This window comes from Filimonas lacunae (assembly GCF_002355595.1).
Lineage (GTDB): Bacteria > Bacteroidota > Bacteroidia > Chitinophagales > Chitinophagaceae > Filimonas > Filimonas lacunae.
The window spans coordinates 6596096-6614944 of sequence record NZ_AP017422.1; the positions used below are offsets into that span (position 1 = coordinate 6596096).

Annotated in this window: 18 protein-coding genes; 10 read left to right on the plus strand and 8 right to left on the minus strand. The window is 43.8% G+C overall.

Annotated elements, in window-relative coordinates:
* Positions 1-22: 22 nt before the first annotated feature.
* The 3 genes from FLA_RS25860 to FLA_RS25875 form a co-directional block, all read right to left on the minus strand.
* A complete protein-coding gene (locus FLA_RS25860) occupies positions 23-1573 on the minus strand; it encodes an Rne/Rng family ribonuclease (protein ID WP_076375783.1) in 1551 nt (516 codons plus the stop codon).
* Positions 1574-1923: 350 nt separating this feature from the next.
* Positions 1924-2778, minus strand: coding sequence for a tetratricopeptide repeat protein (locus FLA_RS25870; RefSeq protein WP_076375785.1), 855 nt, complete (start codon positions 2776-2778; stop codon positions 1924-1926).
* Between the two features lie 10 nt (positions 2779-2788).
* On the minus strand, positions 2789-3079 hold the full coding sequence (locus FLA_RS25875) for an HU family DNA-binding protein (protein WP_076375787.1): 291 nt from the start codon (positions 3077-3079) through the stop codon (positions 2789-2791).
* 120 nt (positions 3080-3199) lie between these two features.
* On the opposite strand from FLA_RS25875, the gene mutY reads away from it, so the two are divergent.
* The 10 genes from mutY to FLA_RS31280 all read left to right on the plus strand — a co-directional run bounded on the left by mutY (position 3200) and on the right by FLA_RS31280 (position 11519).
* Entirely contained in the window at positions 3200-4279 is a 1080-nt protein-coding gene (gene mutY, locus FLA_RS25880; protein WP_231940331.1) for an A/G-specific adenine glycosylase, read from the plus strand.
* A gap of 107 nt (positions 4280-4386) precedes the next feature.
* Entirely contained in the window at positions 4387-4833 is a 447-nt protein-coding gene (locus FLA_RS25885; protein ID WP_076375789.1) for a single-stranded DNA-binding protein, read from the plus strand.
* Positions 4834-4861: 28 nt separating this feature from the next.
* Complete coding sequence (gldE, locus tag FLA_RS25890; RefSeq protein WP_084206025.1) at positions 4862-6205, plus strand: gliding motility-associated protein GldE; 1344 nt, start codon at positions 4862-4864, stop codon at positions 6203-6205.
* A 64-nt stretch (positions 6206-6269) separates the two neighbouring features.
* On the plus strand, positions 6270-6851 hold the full coding sequence (gene gldD / locus FLA_RS25895) for a gliding motility lipoprotein GldD (RefSeq protein ID WP_076375791.1): 582 nt from the start codon (positions 6270-6272) through the stop codon (positions 6849-6851).
* Between the two features lie 14 nt (positions 6852-6865).
* The gene (locus FLA_RS25900; RefSeq protein WP_076375793.1) at positions 6866-7456 is read left to right on the plus strand and encodes a DUF3109 family protein; all 591 of its coding nucleotides are present in this window, start codon (positions 6866-6868) and stop codon (positions 7454-7456) included.
* 46 nt (positions 7457-7502) lie between these two features.
* The gene (locus FLA_RS25905; RefSeq protein ID WP_076375795.1) at positions 7503-8879 is read left to right on the plus strand and encodes a LutB/LldF family L-lactate oxidation iron-sulfur protein; all 1377 of its coding nucleotides are present in this window, start codon (positions 7503-7505) and stop codon (positions 8877-8879) included.
* Between the two features lie 951 nt (positions 8880-9830).
* Positions 9831-10142, plus strand: coding sequence for a hypothetical protein (locus FLA_RS25915; RefSeq protein WP_096511306.1), 312 nt, complete (start codon positions 9831-9833; stop codon positions 10140-10142).
* Between the two features lie 34 nt (positions 10143-10176).
* Positions 10177-10425: a helix-turn-helix transcriptional regulator gene (locus tag FLA_RS25920; protein ID WP_076375801.1), complete on the plus strand. Its 249-nt coding sequence runs from the start codon at positions 10177-10179 to the stop codon at positions 10423-10425.
* 338 nt (positions 10426-10763) lie between these two features.
* Positions 10764-11249: a DUF6934 family protein gene (locus FLA_RS25925; RefSeq protein ID WP_076375803.1), complete on the plus strand. Its 486-nt coding sequence runs from the start codon at positions 10764-10766 to the stop codon at positions 11247-11249.
* A 78-nt stretch (positions 11250-11327) separates the two neighbouring features.
* Complete coding sequence (locus FLA_RS31280; RefSeq protein WP_076375805.1) at positions 11328-11519, plus strand: hypothetical protein; 192 nt, start codon at positions 11328-11330, stop codon at positions 11517-11519.
* A gap of 189 nt (positions 11520-11708) precedes the next feature.
* On the opposite strand, the gene purH is transcribed toward FLA_RS31280, so the two are convergent.
* From purH to FLA_RS25950, 5 genes are all read right to left on the minus strand, one after another.
* Entirely contained in the window at positions 11709-13232 is a 1524-nt protein-coding gene (purH, locus tag FLA_RS25930; protein WP_076375807.1) for a bifunctional phosphoribosylaminoimidazolecarboxamide formyltransferase/IMP cyclohydrolase, read from the minus strand.
* A 12-nt stretch (positions 13233-13244) separates the two neighbouring features.
* Positions 13245-15329: a ComEC/Rec2 family competence protein gene (locus tag FLA_RS25935; RefSeq protein WP_076375809.1), complete on the minus strand. Its 2085-nt coding sequence runs from the start codon at positions 15327-15329 to the stop codon at positions 13245-13247.
* Positions 15330-15512: 183 nt separating this feature from the next.
* The gene (locus tag FLA_RS25940) at positions 15513-16730 is read right to left on the minus strand and encodes a DegT/DnrJ/EryC1/StrS family aminotransferase (RefSeq protein WP_076375811.1); all 1218 of its coding nucleotides are present in this window, start codon (positions 16728-16730) and stop codon (positions 15513-15515) included.
* Between the two features lie 48 nt (positions 16731-16778).
* A complete protein-coding gene (locus tag FLA_RS25945; RefSeq protein WP_076375813.1) occupies positions 16779-18338 on the minus strand; it encodes a glycoside hydrolase family 10 protein in 1560 nt (519 codons plus the stop codon).
* 26 nt (positions 18339-18364) lie between these two features.
* Entirely contained in the window at positions 18365-18826 is a 462-nt protein-coding gene (locus FLA_RS25950) for a MarR family winged helix-turn-helix transcriptional regulator (protein WP_076375815.1), read from the minus strand.
* Positions 18827-18849: the final 23 nt, after the last annotated feature.

Genomic DNA, 18849 nt, shown 5'->3' on the forward strand with positions numbered 1-18849 from the left:
TATAACTAAAGGCCCTTTCTTTTTATAATTTGATTTCCTCTTCGTTGGCATCAAAGAAATGATACTCGGTGAGGTAGTAATCTGTTGAAGGCTTAATAGTGATCGGTGTTTTGTATTTTTTACGCCACTTTCTGCGGATAGAGGTAAATAATCCTTTGGTAAGGTGAGAGTATAGGATAGGATGCACCACCAATGTAAGGTTCTTGTGCTGGTGTGTAACCAGGTAATGTAATCTTTTTTCAATATCATCCTCCAGTAATAAGGTAGGAGATACTTTGCCGGTGCCGTTACAGCAAGGGCAGGTTTCGGTGGTGTTGATGCTAACCTCTGGGCGCATGCGCTGACGCGTAATTTGCATCAGGCCAAACTTGGAAATAGGAAGTACGGCATGTTTAGCGCGGTCGGCTTTCATAAAACCTTCCATCGCTTCCTGGAGTTTTTTCTTGTTATCAGGCAACTTCATGTCAATGAAGTCTACCACGATAATGCCACCAATATCACGCAGGCGTAACTGGCGGGCAATTTCTTCCGCAGCTTCCATGTTGGTTTCCAGCGCGTTCTCTTCCTGGTTGTTACTTACACTTTTGTAACCGCTGTTTACGTCAATTACATGCAGCGCCTCGGTATGCTCAATAATGAGATAAGCACCACTAGGTAAGTTAACCGTTTTACCAAACGACGATTTCACCTGCTTCGTAATACCATAGGTATCGAAAATGGGCGATCCGTTGTTATGATAAACTACTATATCCGTTTTATCAGCAGCTACTTTTTGAATGTAACTACGGGTATCGTTATAGATGTTTTTATCATTAATTACCACACGGTTAAAATCAGCATTTAATAAGTCGCGCAGAATGCTGGTGGTTTTATCCTGCTCACTCATAATCTTGGCAGGTGCAGTAGCGCCTATCAGGTTATTTTGAATGGTTTTCCAGCTTTCAACCAGGTCTAATAAATCTTCGTGTAACTCCGCTGTGTTTTTTCCTTCCGCAGCTGTACGCACAATAACGCCAAAGTTTTTAGGCTTTATGGCTTCTACAATCTTATGCAGGCGCTTACGCTCGTCGGAAGAATGAATTTTTTTTGATACGGCAACAATGTCATTAAAAGGAGTAACCACCACGAATCGACCAGGCAGCGAAAGTTCGCAACTTAAGCGTGGACCTTTGGCAGCAATAGGTTCTTTCAATATCTGAACCAGAATATTGGGCTTGCCGCTAAGTACCTCGTTTATTTTACCTGTTTTAATGATTTCAGGTTCTATCTGAAACCGGGAGAAGTCAAGCGACTCTGCATCTTTCACGGCCATGGCGGCTTGGGTGAATTTGAGGATGGAGCGCGCGTACGGGCTAAGATCGGTGTAGTGCAGAAATGCATCTTTTTCAAATCCTACATCTACAAAGGCTGCGTTTAACCCTGGGATCAGTTTTTTTACTTTACCCAGGTAAAGGTCGCCCACCGCAAAACTAGCATCGGCTTTTTCGTTATGTAGCTCAACCAGCTTTTTATCTTCAAGCAGGGCAATTTCGACCCCTGTTGAGCCTACATTAATAATAAGTTCTTTATTCACAACATAGCAACTTTAAATTGTTTCCAATGCACTACCGTTCGCCGGTATGCAGCAAAATAATCAGCCAACAAAAATCCACAAAATCCAGCCACTTTTGGTCTGATAAGGAAAGGTAAAGTTGCGAGGCGGAAGTCAAGGAGTAGCTGTCTGGTACAAGGTATTAATGCCGGAGCGCTTGCGCTGCCCGGCATTAATCGTATGACAGTAAGAAAAAAACTATTTCTTCTTCTTATGACGGTTTTTTCTCAGTCTTTTCTTGCGTTTGTGTGTCGCTATCTTATGACGTTTTCTCTTTTTACCACAAGGCATACTCAAATAAGTTTTTAGTTATACAAAATTCAAATGAACAATTATTGGAGCGATTTAATACGCTCTGCTATTTCTTTTTTAGCCTCCGGAACCGGTATCTGCTCCTGAATGGTTGTATACCATTTCACCGCATTTACCTTGTCTCCTTTCCTTTCGTATGCTTCAGCCAGGTGAAACATAGCTTCCAGGTTATCAGGCTGCTTTTTTACTATAATCGAAAAACGCTCAATGGCTTTGTCAAACTGGCCGCTTTTAGCGCCGCCTAATCCTAATATCATTTGAGCGTACAGGTTGTCGGGATGGTCTTCTGCTACTTTCCTCACTTTCAGAATTCCCTCCATCGGGTTATCTGAAACATTTCCAAACATGTAGCATGCGCCTAAGCCTACTGTAGAAGAATCGTTAGCCGGATTCATTACCAGCGCTTTTTCAAACAACTCTTTAGCCTGTAATCCCAACCATTGCTGAATACGCGGGTTCTCGTCTTCTGCCATTAACTCATCCAACAACAAATGGGCTGCAAAGGTGATGCTTTTTTCGGAATTCTCCAATTTAGCTGCTTCGGCATGATAATAAAGACCTAAGGCATGTACATGAACGCTGTCGCCCCAGAAATGGGCCAGCTGCCTGTAGGCTGTCTGTTGCTGGATTTTTACATCCCCCCTTACCACGCTGTTTTCCAGCTGGGTAACATATTGTAACTGTGTAGAATTCAATGCTTTCTTAGCCTGATCAAGCAAGGCTTCGGTGGTTAAAACACCACTAGCCGGGCTTTCCCCGGCTTCGCTGTTAGTATTGGTAACGGATTTTTTAGGTTCTGTGGTTCCCGCGAAAAAAAATACGAGAACAAAAAGGACAAGCGCTCCACCTGCAATAAATAAATGCTGCTTTTTCATCCGCACGAAGTTACTCTTCCTTGCGCATTTGCTTTACTTCGTTAACGAATTCTTTAGAAGGCTTAAATGCAGGGATAAAATGCTCGGGAATTTCAACAGCTACATTCTTTTTAATATTACGGCCTATTTTAGCCGCTCTTTTTTTAGTGATGAAGCTGCCAAAGCCTCTGATGTAAATGTTTTCACCTTTGGAAAGGTTTTCTTTAATTTCTTTGAGCATGGTTTCCAAGGTTACTAAAACATCTACCTTAGGGATGCCCGTTTTTTCTGAGATATTGTTGATCAGGTCGGACTTTCTCATTTTGGTTTTTTTATTCTGTTTAGTTGAATCTAAAATAAGACCAAAAACGCAGATATGGAAAGAAAAATGCAGATTTTTTAAAAGATGTTGAAGGTTGAATGGCAAATATTTGGATTATTTATGATGCTTAAGAAAAAAATCACTGCTGCTTTGATGGAGTGGCATAACACGCAGAATAACAGGGAGATGCCATGGAAAGGGGAAAAAGATCCTTATAAGATATGGCTAAGCGAGGTCATTTTGCAACAAACACGCGTAGAACAGGGGCGTACATATTACGAAAACTTCACACACAAATATCCCACTATACAACACCTCGCCGCCGATAAAGACGAAAATGTGTTTAAATTATGGGAAGGGCTGGGTTATTACAACCGCTGTAAAAATTTATTATTTACTGCCCGGTTTGTTACTAACGAGCTAAAAGGGAGGTTTCCGGACACATACGCGGACATTGTAGCCCTCAAAGGAGTTGGCCCTTATACTGCCGCCGCCATTGCTTCTTTTGCGTACAATGAGCCTTATGCGGTGGTAGATGGCAATGTGTTCAGGGTGTTATCGCGCGTGTTTAATATAGACACTCCTACAGATAGCACAGAAGGCAAGCAATTATTTACCGATCTGGCAAATGAAGTGCTGGATAAAAAACAGCCCGGTGCTTTTAACCAGGCTATTATGGATTTTGGCGCTACTATATGCAAACCTATGGCCCCCGCCTGCGCCGTATGCCCTTTACAAAAGCTTTGTGAAGCGCGGCAGCACGGACGTGTAAGCATGCTGCCTGTAAAGAATAAAGTATTGCAAAAGAAAACACGCTGGCTTACCTGGTTTAAACTGCAGGCCGAAGGCAAAACGCTTGTACATAAAAGAAGCAGCCGCGACATTTGGGAAAACCTGCATGAGTTTTACCTGGTAGAAGCTACCGAAAAAACTACCTGGACGCGCGACCTGGTAACACAGTGGTGCTGGAACCAGTTAGATGTAAAAAAAGCAGAAGTAATTTCTATCAGTGGCGTTTTATCGCAACAGCTTACGCATCAAACCATAAAAGCACAGTTTATTGAAGTGCAACTGCCCCATATTCCCCCCAGCTTAACAGAATATGACTGGTTAAGTACCAAAGAAATAGATCAACTTGCGTTTCCCCGTTTAATCAATTTATGGCTAGACCCTAAAAAAAGGGATAGTCTTTTGTTTTAAATGAATCTGGCATGGAATTTTTCATAGTTTTTTCTTATTTTTCAAAAAGAATTAATTTTTAGAACACCAACATATTACAATAACAGGCGATTAATAAACTCAATTGTATGAGAGGAGTTAACAGAGTAATGCTGATAGGGAACCTGGGTAAAGATCCGGATGTACAATACCTGGAAGGAAATATAGCCGTTGCAAAGTTTCCGCTGGCCACTACTGAAACCTATAAAGACAGGGCAGGCAAACTTATTTCACAAACGGAATGGCATACAGTAGTATTATGGCGTGGTTTAGCCGAGCTGGCGCAGAAATACCTGCACAAAGGCAGCCTGATATATGTTGAGGGTCGTTTACGCACCAGAAGCTGGGAAGACAAAGAGAACAATAAAAAATTCGCTACCGAAATAGTGGGTGATAACCTGATTATGCTGGACAAACGCAGCGATCATGGCTCCTATCCATCTACAGGACCTGCAGATCATATAGAAGGCTTTAGCAATGAAGACATTCCACCTTCTGCATTAGGAACTGACCCTGCGGAGGGATTGCCATTTTAAATATCTTTGTACGTTCTAAAACATACACATGGTGGCTTTTCCGCTGACTATTCCTTTATTTTTTCGTACCGCATGGATTGCTGCTGCCCACATAGACACACAGGCGACTACCGTTTTGGTAATACTGCTTGTGTTGCTATTAGGGTTTTCGTTTGCCATTTCAGGCGCTGAAGTGGCTTTTTTTTCGCTTACCAGCAAAGACATTAACCTGCTTAAAACCAAGCAGCAGCCCGCTTATAAAAGAATAGTAGACCTGCTGGAAAATCCCAGACTGTTACTGGCATCCTTAATTATCGCCAACTGTATTGCCAATATAGCTATCATCATTATTGCCAATATTGTGCTAGACGACCTGGTGGTACTGGATCCTTCCCTTACCTGGGTACGCTGGTTGATTAAAATTATCTCCCTCACCATTTTACTGCTACTTTTTTGCGAGGTGATGCCTAAGGTAATGGCCACGCAAAACAATATCCGCTTTGCCAAAGACGTAGGTTTTCTGGTAGAAAGCACCGGCTATGTAATAAACTGGTTATCCAAAATAGCTATCCGCTACCTGGATATTACAGACGGTAAGCTGGGAGGTGGTAAAAATGAACTGTCACTGGAAGAGATAGACGAAGCCATTGATAAAAGCGCTACTGCCGAAACCTCAGAAAAAGAAAAAAGCATTTTAAAAGGCATAGCCAAGTTTGGCAGTATTACCGTTAAACAGATTATGAAAACCCGGGTAGATGTAAACGGCATTGAGCAAAACACTTCTTTTGCCCAGCTGGTTACCACCGTAGAAGACCTGCACTACAGCCGCTTACCCGTGTATAAAGAAAACCTGGATGAAGTTACCGGCATCATCAACACCAAAGACCTGCTTCCTTACCTGAACAGTGAAGCCGATTTCGACTGGCACTTCCTGATGCGTCCACCTTTGTTTGTGCATGAACAAAAGCTGATTGAAGATCTGCTGAAAGAATTTCAATCCAAGCGCATTCACATAGCAGTGGTAGTGGATGAATTTGGTGGCACCAGTGGTATTGTTACACTGGAAGACATACTGGAAGAGGTAATTGGCGATATCAGAGATGAGTTTGATGAAGAAGAAGAGGCAACCTACACTAAGATTGACGACCACACTTTTATCTTCGACGGCAAAACCATCATTTACGATGTGTGTAAGGCTATGAATATAAGCTCCTCTACCTTTGACCAGGTAAAAGGCGATAGTGATTCACTGGCTGGCCTGGTGCTGGAACTGGCAGGAGAAATACCTAAAAAAGACCAGGTAGTGCATGTGGGCGACTTTGATTTTACGGTAATTGAACTGGAGAAAAACAGGTTGCAGAAAATTAAAGTGTCGTACCAGACAAAGGCATAATCCCCTGCATTTCATTTCTTAAATCCGCGCTTGTGGTTTCTTGCGCTACCCTTAGTTTTACAGCATGAAACCACTTTTAGCCTTTTTTGTAATCGTTTTTGCGCTGGTTAGCTGTAATTCTACCTTCACCCCCAAGCCCAAAGGCTATTTTAAAATTCCTTTCCCGGCCAAAGCCTATAAAACTTTTGACGAACCTGGTTATCCTTACTCATTCGAGTACCCCGTATACGCCACCATTTCCAAAGACACCTCTTTTTTTGGTGCCGACCCGGAAAACCCATGGTGGGTGAATATCGATTTCCCCCAGTTTCACGGCAAACTGTATGTAAGCTATAAGATCATTGGCAACTATAAACTGGACAAACTGATTGCCGATGCCTTTAACATGACAGGCAAACACACCGTAAAAGCCGTTTCGATGGACGACTCATTGATGATCACTCCCAACAATGTGCATGGCGTGTTTTTTAAAGTGGGGGGCGACGTGGCCACGGCATCACAGTTTTTCTTAACCGATTCTACTAAAAACTTCCTGCGCGGAGCGCTGTATTTCGACGCTACGCCTAACCAGGACTCCCTGCTGCCGGTGAATAATTTTCTGGTAGAGGACATGCGCCACATGATCAACACCTTCCGCTGGAAATAAATTACCTTTGCAGCATGATAGCGATAGATAATGTTCTCATCAGCGATGAGGTAGTGGAAGAGCAATTTGTGTGCGACCTTACCAAATGTAAAGGTGGCTGCTGCGAGGACGGCGACGCGGGCGCTCCCCTGTTAAAGCAGGAACTGGATCATCTGAACAACTATTACGAAGTAATTAAGCCTTACATGACCCCGCAAGGTATCCGGGAGAATGAAAAACAAGGCAGATATGTATACGATCGTCATTTTGGCTGGGTAACTCCTACCATTGAAGGCCAGATTTGTACCTACGCTTTTCGCGACGCGCAAAATGTAATTAAATGCGGCATTGAACAGGCCTATCTGGATGGCAAACTGCCCTGGAAAAAGCCCATCAGCTGTCATATGTTTCCTATCAAAATGAGCCAGAGCGAGGTAGATCCTTCTATGGAATACCTGAACTACGAGCCACGGGAAGACTTATGTAGCGCCGCCTGCAAACTGGGTAAAAAATTAAAAGTACCCGCCTACGTGTTTTTGAAAGACGCTATTATCCGCCACTACGGAGAAGAGTTTTATGCAACACTGGATGCCACTGCACAACATTTAAAAGAGCAGAAAGGATAACCGGCCCTCATTTTGAGTGGTTAAGGTGATGTTACAACGTAAAGAGATGAAAGAAACAGCTGCCAGTTTTATAGCCAAAAGCACTATACGTGCCGCCGACATTGAGCATCGACGTAAAATCAATTTCAATATTGGCCGGTATAACGCTGCGGTGCCGCAGGGCAAAACGCAATTTGCCGATATGATGATGGCCCGCGAGCATGCTAAAAACCTGAAATGGCGCGCTATTGAAACACTGGACCAACAGCTGGAATCTTTTGAACGTAACATCACTGCACGCGGCGCTAAAGTGCTATGGGCCGAAGATGCAGCCGAAGCCTTATATGAAATAGGCCGTATTTGCACCGCCAAACAATGCCGCACCGTGGTGAAAAGCAAAAGCATGGTTACAGAAGAAATTCATCTGAACCATTTTCTGGAGCAGCAAGGCATTGAAAGCATTGAAACTGACCTGGGGGAATATATTCAGCAACTGGATGGCGAACCGCCTTACCATATTGTTACACCCGCCATGCACAAAAGCAAGGAAGATGTAGCCAAGCTGTTTGCCGAAAAACTAGGCACTCCACCCGGACTTAGCCCCGAACAATTGACACTGATTGCCCGCCAGAAATTGCGGGAGAAATACATTGAAGCAGAAGTAGGCGTTACAGGCGCTAATTTTATTATAGCCGACACTGGCGCTATTGCCATTACAGAAAATGAAGGCAACGCCCGTTTAAGCTGCTCCTGGCCCAAAACACATATTGTGATAGTGGGCATTGAAAAGGTAATTCCTTCTTTGCAGGACTTAGCCCTGTTCTGGCCCCTCCTTTCCACTTACGGCACCGGCCAAAAGGTAACCGCCTACAACACTATTGTAAGCGGCCCCCGCCAGCCCGGTGAATCAGACGGCCCGGAGGAAATGTATGTGATACTGCTGGACAACGGCCGTACCAACCTGTTACAAAATCCCGCCACCCGCGAAGCCTTATACTGCATTCGTTGTGGCGCTTGTTTAAATGCCTGCCCGGTATATAAAAACATTGGCGGCCACAGTTACGAAACCACTTACAGCGGCCCTATAGGTAAGGTAATTACGCCACACCTGCGTGGTATGGATGATTATAAACACCTGAGCTACGCCAGCAGCCTTTGTGGCAACTGCACCGAAGTATGCCCCGTTCGCATTAACCTGCACGAACTGCTACTGGAAAACCGCCACGAAGCAGTAGAGCAAGGCCAAACCACCCTGGCCGAACGCGTAGCCTGGAAAATGTGGCGCCACGCCAGCCTGCACCGTAGCATGATGAATATGGCCAACGGTAACATCAAAAACAAGGTGGTTAACAAAATATTCAAAGGCTGGACACAACACCGCAGCAATCTTGATTTTAGCCCCAAAACATTTAACGAAATGTGGAAGGAGAAGCAGGGAAAGTAGCGGGCTCCCTGTAACAAGTTAATATCCCCAAACATAGCAGGGCTTACAAGTTTATATCATCAGCGGAAGATGTTATGGTACTACCTGAGCAAAACCTGCTGTTATTTGAAACTTTTCTGATGCTGCCCAGGAGAAAACCTCCATAAGTCCAACATATCCTGCCACCCCTCTAAAGAAATCTGGTACCAGCCCAAACTTTTCTGGTACCATTCAGGAGTAACCCTCCATCAGTCCAGAATATCCTGCTACCCCTCCAAAGAAATCTGGTATCAGCCTGAACTTTTCTGGTACCACTGAGGAGTAAACCTCCATCAGCCCAGGACATCCTGCTGCCCCTACAAAGAAATCTGGTATCAGCCTGCAATTCGCTGGTACCCCTCAGGAGTAAACCTGCACCAGCCGAAGACGCGCTGATCCCCCTCCAAAGCAATCTGGTACCAGCCAGTACTTCGCTGGTGCCACCCTGGCATAAACCTGTACCAGCCAAAGACGCGCCGATACTGCCTTGGACCAAACTTATACAAGCTAAGTATTCGCCGGTAACGACTGGAAGAGAAAGGACGCCAGCGAAACACTCACCGGCACCTTCCAGGTATAAACCTATAGCAGCAGAAGGCAGACTTATGCAACATTAGGCAAAAGGTATCCCCTCAAGGAACTCACTATCGGCGTTTGAGGGTAAACCTGTAACAGCCTACGATTAGCCTTTATAGTCCGAGCGTAAATAAACACCATCTTCAAACCTAGCAACACCATCTTAACATGGAATAAAGCCAAAGTACAGTTTACTGAACAGCACCGCCCCCGCTTCTATGACGAAGTACTTTTCAACTATAGGAATCATTCCTACAGTTGAAAAAGAATTTCTCTAATGTCCTACAGGTAGGACGACAATATCTTCCTTCTTTCTTTACTTTATACGTCTAACATTATTTTTCTAAATCATACCTTATGGAAGAAAAAATCACATCAAATGAAGGAAGTTTCAAACCAGTAATCATGGAGGAGTTAGGCTTTCAAACTCCTGCGGATGTATTTGAAGCATTGTTTTCTCTTTATGACATAGACGAAGCCATTTTGATGCTGGAAAACCTGTATGGACGCAGCTTAATGGCATGTGAGCGGGACAAAGTAGTAGAAGAAAAACCTGCTCAGGTATATTTCTTCTCTAAGCATATGAAAGCGGTGTTAGAAGGTTTATATATACTCCATAAAAAGCCAGAATCTGCACAGGTTACAATGCCTGTATTACGGGCCTGCTAAGAAATACATTTACTTATTATCGTTTAAAACATTAATGATGATTGTACACATGGGTAAAACTGTAAAGGGATATGTGAAAGAAAAAAAGTTGAGTGTGGAGCAGGTCTCCGCTGCCATTGGAAAATGTGAGTCGTATGTTTATAAGATTTATGACAAGAAGAAACTACCGGTTGATGACTTAATGCATTTGTCATTATTGCTGAATGTAAACCTCTTCCATTTTTACAGCGAAGATGAAGCATTACAATTTGCTGAGCCCGCTAAGTTAAAAATGGCTTGTTAATAAGTGAAATGGGCTAAAGTCAGCCTTCCTTCCCTCGTACAACACACTTTAATAGAGTCACTATATTATCACAAATTATATGCTTTCGTATATAAAACTAATGACTACAGTAATACTATATGCAATTGCATATAGTATTACTGTATATCAACCTTATTAATAATTTTTCCCGTTCTTCGCATCTCGCAGAACATACCTGCAAAATCCTACTCTATGAGAAGCCATAATTCTTTAAATCAAAAAATAAGATTATGAGCATCTTTGACAACGTTTTCAAAACAAAGCATTCATTGCAAGCCATTCTAAAGTCGATCGTTTAACACTTGAAACCTTAGACAATGATTGCAATTGACTTTGACAAAACCTATAAGCTGACAAATGTTAGACTTCATACTAATAGCAGCATTGGAGAATTCTATTCACCTCAAAAAAACGGTCATGAAACATTAATACGTATAGCCATCACACCGCATCCTGAACCTTTATTACCTAAAGTCTACAATCTGGCAATGGGGCCACCAATTGGTGAGATTCAAGTGGATGATATGATAAGGTTGAAACACAGAAACCCAGACTACGTATTCTCTACAGCCATCTTGTTTGCTTTAACATTCTTAACAGAATACCCTGAAATGCTTATCGGCCTGGATGGCTCAGATGACCTTAGGGCAACTCTTTACCATAGTATGTTTACAACTAATCGGAAAACAATGGATGAGTTCTTTACCACAATTGGAGTGGACTGGTATGTGAAACTATTGCGAAACGAAGAGGACATTGAACGCAATTCAGATGGTACTCCCTATTTTAAGCAAAGACCATAATTATTTGATTATCAACGATCAAGGCATGATCTATACAGATACTATATGCTAGAACCTAAAAAATAAGTACATTTAGGTATGAATTCCAAAATTCAGAAAAAGATAGACGAAATTAAGAGACAATCCGCCCAATCAAAAGCTTTTAGCGCGGCAGTCACTTCTAATGTAACCATCTCTACAAATGATGCGTTATCTATATCAATTCGCTCTAAAAAGGATGCAGACACTTTCATGTCAGAAGTGAAAGCAATTAGCAAAAGTAAATCTTAATAAACTTATATCGATAATACCAGAAGGCGCTTCAATGATTGGAGCGCCTTTTTTATTGAGCTTAACAAAGAAACTGTAGAAGCCCATTACATTGAAAATGATTTACCTACTAACAAAACCGGCGTCCCATTTATCATGAGTACGCCGGTTTGTTCGTCGTTTATTCTACAAGAATCTTATAAAAACTGATTAGTGCTTAAAGTGTCTCATACCAGTGATTACCATAGCCAGGTTATTGGTTACAGTATACTCAATGCTATCCTTATCACGGATAGAACCGCCTGGTTGAATGAAGGCTGCAATGCCTGCTTCGTGTGCTATTTGTACGCAATCGTTGAATGGAAAGAATGCGTCTGATGCTAATACAGCGCCATTTAAATCGAACTGAAACTGTTTAGATTTTTCAATAGCCTGACGCAGGGAGTCGATACGGCTGGTTTGACCACAACCTTTACCAACCAGTTGCTTGTTTTTCACCAGGGCAATGGCATTGCTTTTCAGGTGCTTACAAATCAGGTTGGCAAATTCCAGATCTTGCTTTTCAGCTTCGCTAGTGCTACGGCCACCTACTTCTTTCCACTCGGTGTAGTTGCCTTCGTCGTTATCCTGGGCCAGCACGCCGTTTAATAACGTTTTGTGCTGGGTTTTGGCTTTTGCCTTATCGTTTTGTTTCAGCTCCAGCAAAATTCTGTTCTTCTTGCTTTTTAACACAGCCAGTGCGTCTTCTGTAAAAGCAGGAGCGATTAATACTTCAAAGAAAATTTCGTTGATAGCGTCAGCTGTAGCTTTGTCAACAGTACCGTTAGTAACCAGTACACCGCCGAAAGCGCTTTCAGTATCACCAGCATGGGCAGCATCCCAGGCTTCTTTTACTGTTTTGCGTGACGAAACACCACAAACGTTGGTGTGCTTGATAATAGCAAACACGGTTTCTGAACCCGGAAATTCACCAATCAGCTGCACGGCAGCATCTACATCTACCAGGTTGTTATAGGATAATTCTTTACCGTTCAGTTGAGCAAACAGTTGAGAAAGATCGCCATAGAAAGTAGCCTGCTGGTGTGGGTTTTCGCCATAACGCAGTACTTGCTTGCCATTATTAGCGCTGTTAGAGTGAACCGTAGCGCCTGGGTTAAAGTAGTTGCTGATAGCAATATCGTAGTTCATTACTACTTCAAACGCTTTGGCCGCAAATGCCTTACGCTGTTCGATGGTAGTAGTGCCTTCCTGTGTTCTCAGCTTCTCTTCCAGGGAAGCGTAGTCGTCTTTAGCCGCAATTACCACCAGGTCTTTAAAGTTTTTGGCAGCAGCGCGAATCATAGACGGACCGCCTATATCAATTTTTTCAATGATCAGTTTCTCTTCGCTGGTATTGCGCAGGGTTTCTTCGAAAGGATACAGGTCAACAATTACCAGGTCAATTTCAGGAATGTTATACTGCTTCATTTCAGCCAGATCCTGCTCTTCATACCTACGGCCCAGGATACCACCAAACACAGCCGGGTGCAGGGTTTTTACCCTTCCGCCCAGGATAGAGGGATACGTGGTAAGGCTTTCAACAGCCACACAGGGAATTCCGAGGTCTTCAATAAATTTCTGAGTTCCGCCAGTGGTGTAAATGGTAATGCCCAAACGGTGTAACTCTTTTACTACCGGCTCAAGGCCATCCTTATAAAAAACAGAGATTAAAGCAGACTGGATCTTCTTTTGCATGATACGATGTGTTTAAAGTTCCATTACAAAGGCCCCGTCGCGGGGCACGGAATGAAAGCGCAAATGTAGGCTGTCGCAATCTTTTTTCCATTTTTCTATTTTCCACACGGGGTTACTACTGTCAAATACCACCTGTTTCGCACGAAAAATAGCTGCCAGTTGCTTTACATCGTATCCCGCCGTTCCGCCAATTATCAAAATATCCACATTCACCGGGCTGTTACCGGCAGGTGCGGTAATCTTATGGTTGGCCAGGGCTATTTTTTTACCGGCATAAGTGAACAAGGCAACCGGCTGTAACGCGGCCACCTGGCAGTTTTGCTGAACATGCCACAACATATGCGTTGGTTTTATATACTGATTGCACACAGCAGAGTTTGTATGCAAAGTGCTATCGCCCGCCCAGTAGCCTGTGTTACCACAAACCAGCTCTACAGCACTCATATGCGGAATATTGTACACCACCAGTTTTTGCTGCTGCCTGGTATGTATAATATCTATTGCGTATATCAAAGCCATGATGGAAGACAATACTGCCGCCGCCAGCCACGCCCTGGCACTTCTTTGCCAGCAGCCGAAACTTGCACATACGATAATGCCCACCAGCAAGGCCGCCTGCCATCCTGTAAAAGCAATGCTACTGATCAATGCACAAGGCAACTGTTGCATGTGTTGTATAAAAGCATTCATTGCAATCATACAGGTAGTAATAAATGCGCCACAAAGTGTTGCCAGCGGTGTACACCACGCTGTAATAATTAAAAAGATTTCGGCATATAAGATGATGCCCGATAATGGAACGACTATCATATTAGTAATAACAAAGTATACCGGAAACTGATGGAAGTAGTACAGGATAACCGGCAAAGTGAATACCTGGGCCGATAAGGTAACGGCTGTAAGCTGCCAGATATAATCCAGTAACCGGTTTTGTGTTTGGATGTAATGATACAGCGGCCTGTAAAACAACATAATACCCGCTACCGCAGCATAAGACAACTGGAAGCCTGCATCCCATAAATACAATGGATCATATACCAGCAAGCAAAAAGCCGACGCCGCCAGGTTGTTGATATTTCGGTGCTTTTTGCCAATGGCTTCGCCCAGGATAATACAGGTGAACATAATTGCACTGCGCACAATAGAAGGAGCCGCTCCTGAAAGCAAGGTGAACAACCAGAGTACACTTAATGCCAGCAACGGCTTTGCCCAACGCAGATAACCATTATTACCAGCTTTTGCCAGCACCATTACCAACATGCCATAAATCATAGCCAGGTGCATGCCACTGATAGCAATAATATGCACCACGCCCGTGTCGGCGTAAGCCTGCATCAGGCCCTTATCCAGTTCATCGCGATAACCCATCAATAAAGCTGCGGCAATGCCCGCCACCTGGGTATCTGGAATATAACGATGGATAATGGCCAAAGCTGATGTTCGCAATGTATACAACCACTTCCACCACCTGCTTCCACCCATGTTGCTAATGACAGTATAATCCTCAGGCTGCAGGTACACCTGGTGATACAACTGCTGCATGCTACAATAACGTGCATAATTGAAGCCTCCGGGATTGCCCATGCCCATAATAGGTTGCAGGGTTTTATGTATCAGTATGATAGTGCCATAGGCCGGTACCGTAGCAGTGCTATCCTTTTTAAAATATAGTATTATTTTGCCCGTAGCCGGTTGCCAAACGCTATCACTAGCAATGCTATTCACCACCGCAACCGCTTTGAGGGAATTAGGTTTGCTTACAGGCGGTTCGTTCACCATAGCCAGCAACAAAGCCCCGGGCTGATACCGCACCCCAAACCAGTTGCGCTGTTGCTGTATGTTTTGGCCCCATACTACCACACACCCAGCGATAGCAATAGCCAGCAATATTCCTCCTCCCTGCAGCCACCTTATAGCATAACGATATTGCGCAGGCAGTAGCAAACAAACCACCAGGCATATCGCAACCACTGCCGCCACCGGCAATAGCACCAACAAAGAAGCCTTGATATAAAATTGAAAAACAATACCAGCCATAAAGGCCAGGAGAATACGGCCAAAAGGAATTTTACGTAATTCCACCAGAACATCATTCATACAGCAGCTTGCAATTGGTTGCTATAAGCAACAGCAGATGTACGGAAGTGTTTACAGGGAGATCATTTTTTTATGCAAAAGCGAAAAACATATATCTATACTGGAACAAGCGACAGGTCAGGTAAATAAAAAAGGGCCGTATCAAATTGATGATACAGCCCTTTCTTCTGTTGAAATATAATATTAGGCAGAAACCTGTTGCGCTTTCAATACTTTTTGAATAGCAGCTACCATCTTCTCACCTTTTTCTTTAATCTGCTCTTCTGTCCATACCAGGCTGATGCTGGTAGAAATGCAACGGCTGATAATAGCATCGCTGGCAGAAAAATCCTGTGTTTGCAGTTTCTGCAAAGCGGCTGTTTGCAGCGGGCTCAATGATTGTAATGATTTCACTTGTTTCAGGTGATCCCATTTGCGCACATAATGCCAGTTGTTATCAAACCAATAGAAGTTGCCAGGTAAAATGCCCTGCGCTTTCATTTCAGCTACTACTGCCCTTGCAATATCTTCTGTAGGCAGAAACCAGCTGAGTTGTCCACAACTGTCGCCAGCAGGATCAGGAATAACACGGTAAGTGATTTCAGGCACAGTTTCCAGATAGCTTCTTAACAGCTTGTAGTTCTTTTTCTGCGTTTCCAGAAAGCTGCCTACTTTCCTTATCTGGGCCAAACCTACCGCAGCATGTAGTTCGCTGATGCGATAGTTATAACCGATAAAAGGATGCAGGTCAGCACCACGATCTACACCCAGGTGATCGTGACCATGATCGGTGTAGCCGTCACACTTGGTGTACAGATCTTCACTGTTGGTCATAATAACACCACCTTCACCGCAGGTAATGGTTTTTACAAAATCGAATGAGAAGGTACCGGCGTGGCCAATGGTACCTACCGATTTACCTTTGTAGGTAGCGCCAATGCTTTGGCAGGCATCTTCCAGCAATATCAGTTTATGCTCGTCGCATATTTGTTTTAATTCGTCTATCCAGGCCATGCTGCCGCACATATGCACGGGCATTACGCACTTGGTTTTTGGGGTAATGGCTTTGCGAACTGCTTCCGGATTAAGGGTAAGTGATTCGTCAATGTCTACCAGCACAGGTACCGCACCTACACTTAATACCGCCTCAAAACTGGCCACAAAAGTGAAAGAAGGCATGATAATTTCATCGCCATAGCCAATGCCCAGGGTAGCCATTGCAGTGCTTAATGCAGTGGTGCCGCTGGAGGTAAGCTGCGCATATTTACTACCAAAAGTTTCGCAGATAGCGGCTTCCAGCTCTTTTGCTTTCCAATGGCCTTTGCGGGGACCATCGAAGCCGTAACGCATGATGATACCGGTTTCCAGTACATCATTTACTTCTTTTCTTTCTTCTGCGCCAAATAATTCGTATCCAGGCATAGTATATAAGTTGAAAAATTTTAAAATTTCAGGGAAACAAAGGTATTATTATTTAGGAATTACCCACCCCTTGTTGGTTTTTATCACCTGTACCATGTTGCTTAAAGCGCTTTCGTTATTGTTCCAGTCGATGCAGGATATAGCGATGTAGCAGTTTTTCCAGTCGTAAGGGATGTCGTTTGCAAAAATGTTAAAACTGGTTTTGTCAAATTTGATGTTATTCACCATCATACGGGGTTGCTTACCCAATACCTCGGGCGTATTACTGAAATACACCACAAGGCTTTTGATAGATTCCGAAGTATCAGACAGTTGTGCATCAATCTGGATAAAGGGGTTATTGGCAAACTTAGGCTCACTTTCCCGGTAGTTGACAATATCCACTCTGCCCGGCGGAATGCTGTCTAACCATTTCATAGGAGGAATAATAGCCGGGAAACGGTAATACCGGGTGCGTAAACTGTCGTTCCACCCATTGGCATTACTTTCAAAAGTTTTGCTGCTAAAGAAGATACTGCCCTGTACATTATCATATTGACGCAGCAGGTCTATCTGGTCGGGAATCTGGTGTTTATCACGCCATGCGGCATTGGTGCCGGCCCGGTAAATACCATGCCCGATATACAGGTGACGGCCATAGGTATGCTGGCTCCACCAATCGAGCAGGGTTTCGTAATCGCATAATTTATGATCAATTTCCCAGTAAAGCTGCGGGGTAACATAATCGATCCAGCCTTTTTTCAGCCATAATAATATATCTGCATACAGCTCGTCGTAGTTACTCAGGCCCGCGCGGGTATCGCTGCCTTCGGGGTCTTTGCTTTTATTCCGCCATACACCAAAGGGACTGATGCCGAATTTTATTTCGGGGTTCACCTCCTGGATAGTCCGGTGCAAACGCACAATAATGCTATCACAATTGCTTCTGCGCCAATCTGCTTTATTTAAGCCGGCAGGGTTATTTTTTTTATAAGAAGCATTATCGGGAAACTCTTTGCCATCGATAGGATAAGGATAAAAATAATCATCCATATGCACGCCATCTACCTCGTAACGCTCCACCAGGTCACGTACAATTTTTTCTACGTGATCAATTACTTCCGGGCGTCCGGGGTCGAAGTATTTTACAGTACCGTAGTTGATAAACCAGTCGGGATGCTGGCGGGTGATATGATCGGGGGCTACCGATGATTTACCCAAATGAAACACCGCCCTGTAGGGGTTTAACCAGGCATGAAACTCCATGCCACGCTGGTGGGTTTCTTCAATCATAAAAGCCAGTGGATCGTAAAAAGGCGAAGGCGCCTGCCCCTGATGGCCGCTAAGGTATTCGCTCCAGGGCTCGTAATCGGAAGGATAAAATGCATCAGCGGCGGGACGAACCTGCATAACAATCGCGTTCATTCCATTACGCTGATGCAAATCTAAAATGCGTATAAACTCTGCCTTTTGTTGTTCTACCGACAGGCCTTTTCTACTGGGCCAATCAATATTTTCAACAGTGGCAATCCATACACCTCTGAACTCGTATTTGGGAGAATATTGTGCTACACCGGAAACCTGGCAAATGGCTAGCAACAAACATGCGAAAAGACACTTACACTTCATACGGCGAAGATAGCCGGAATGAGGGGCTAAACGCTAACTCCGGAACGCATTTTATCTAATAAGGTGTTAAGTTCCATGGCCTCTTCTTCGGAAAGCGAGGATGCTACCATATGATCCAGCTCGTGATTCCTGGAATCGAGTCGCTCCAGTAACTCCAAGCCTTTTTCATTGATAAGAATATCTACCAGACGCTTGTCGGTAGTACACTTACTTTTACTTACCAGCCCCTTGGCCAGTAACCTGTCTACAATACGGCTGGTATCACTCATTTTGTCCAGCATGCGCTCTCTTATCTGCAGCGTGCTTAACGGCTTGGGACTACCACGTAATATCCGCAGAATGTTATATTGCTGCGGGGTAATATCTTCCGGCTCCAGAAATTTTTTCTGGTTATCCGTTATCCATCCCGAAGAGTAGAGAATGTTTACCATTACTCTTTGGTACTCATTTCGAAAGCGGGGTTGCTGAATGGCACTGTTTATGTTCATAAAAGGTACTGTTTCGGTTTTAA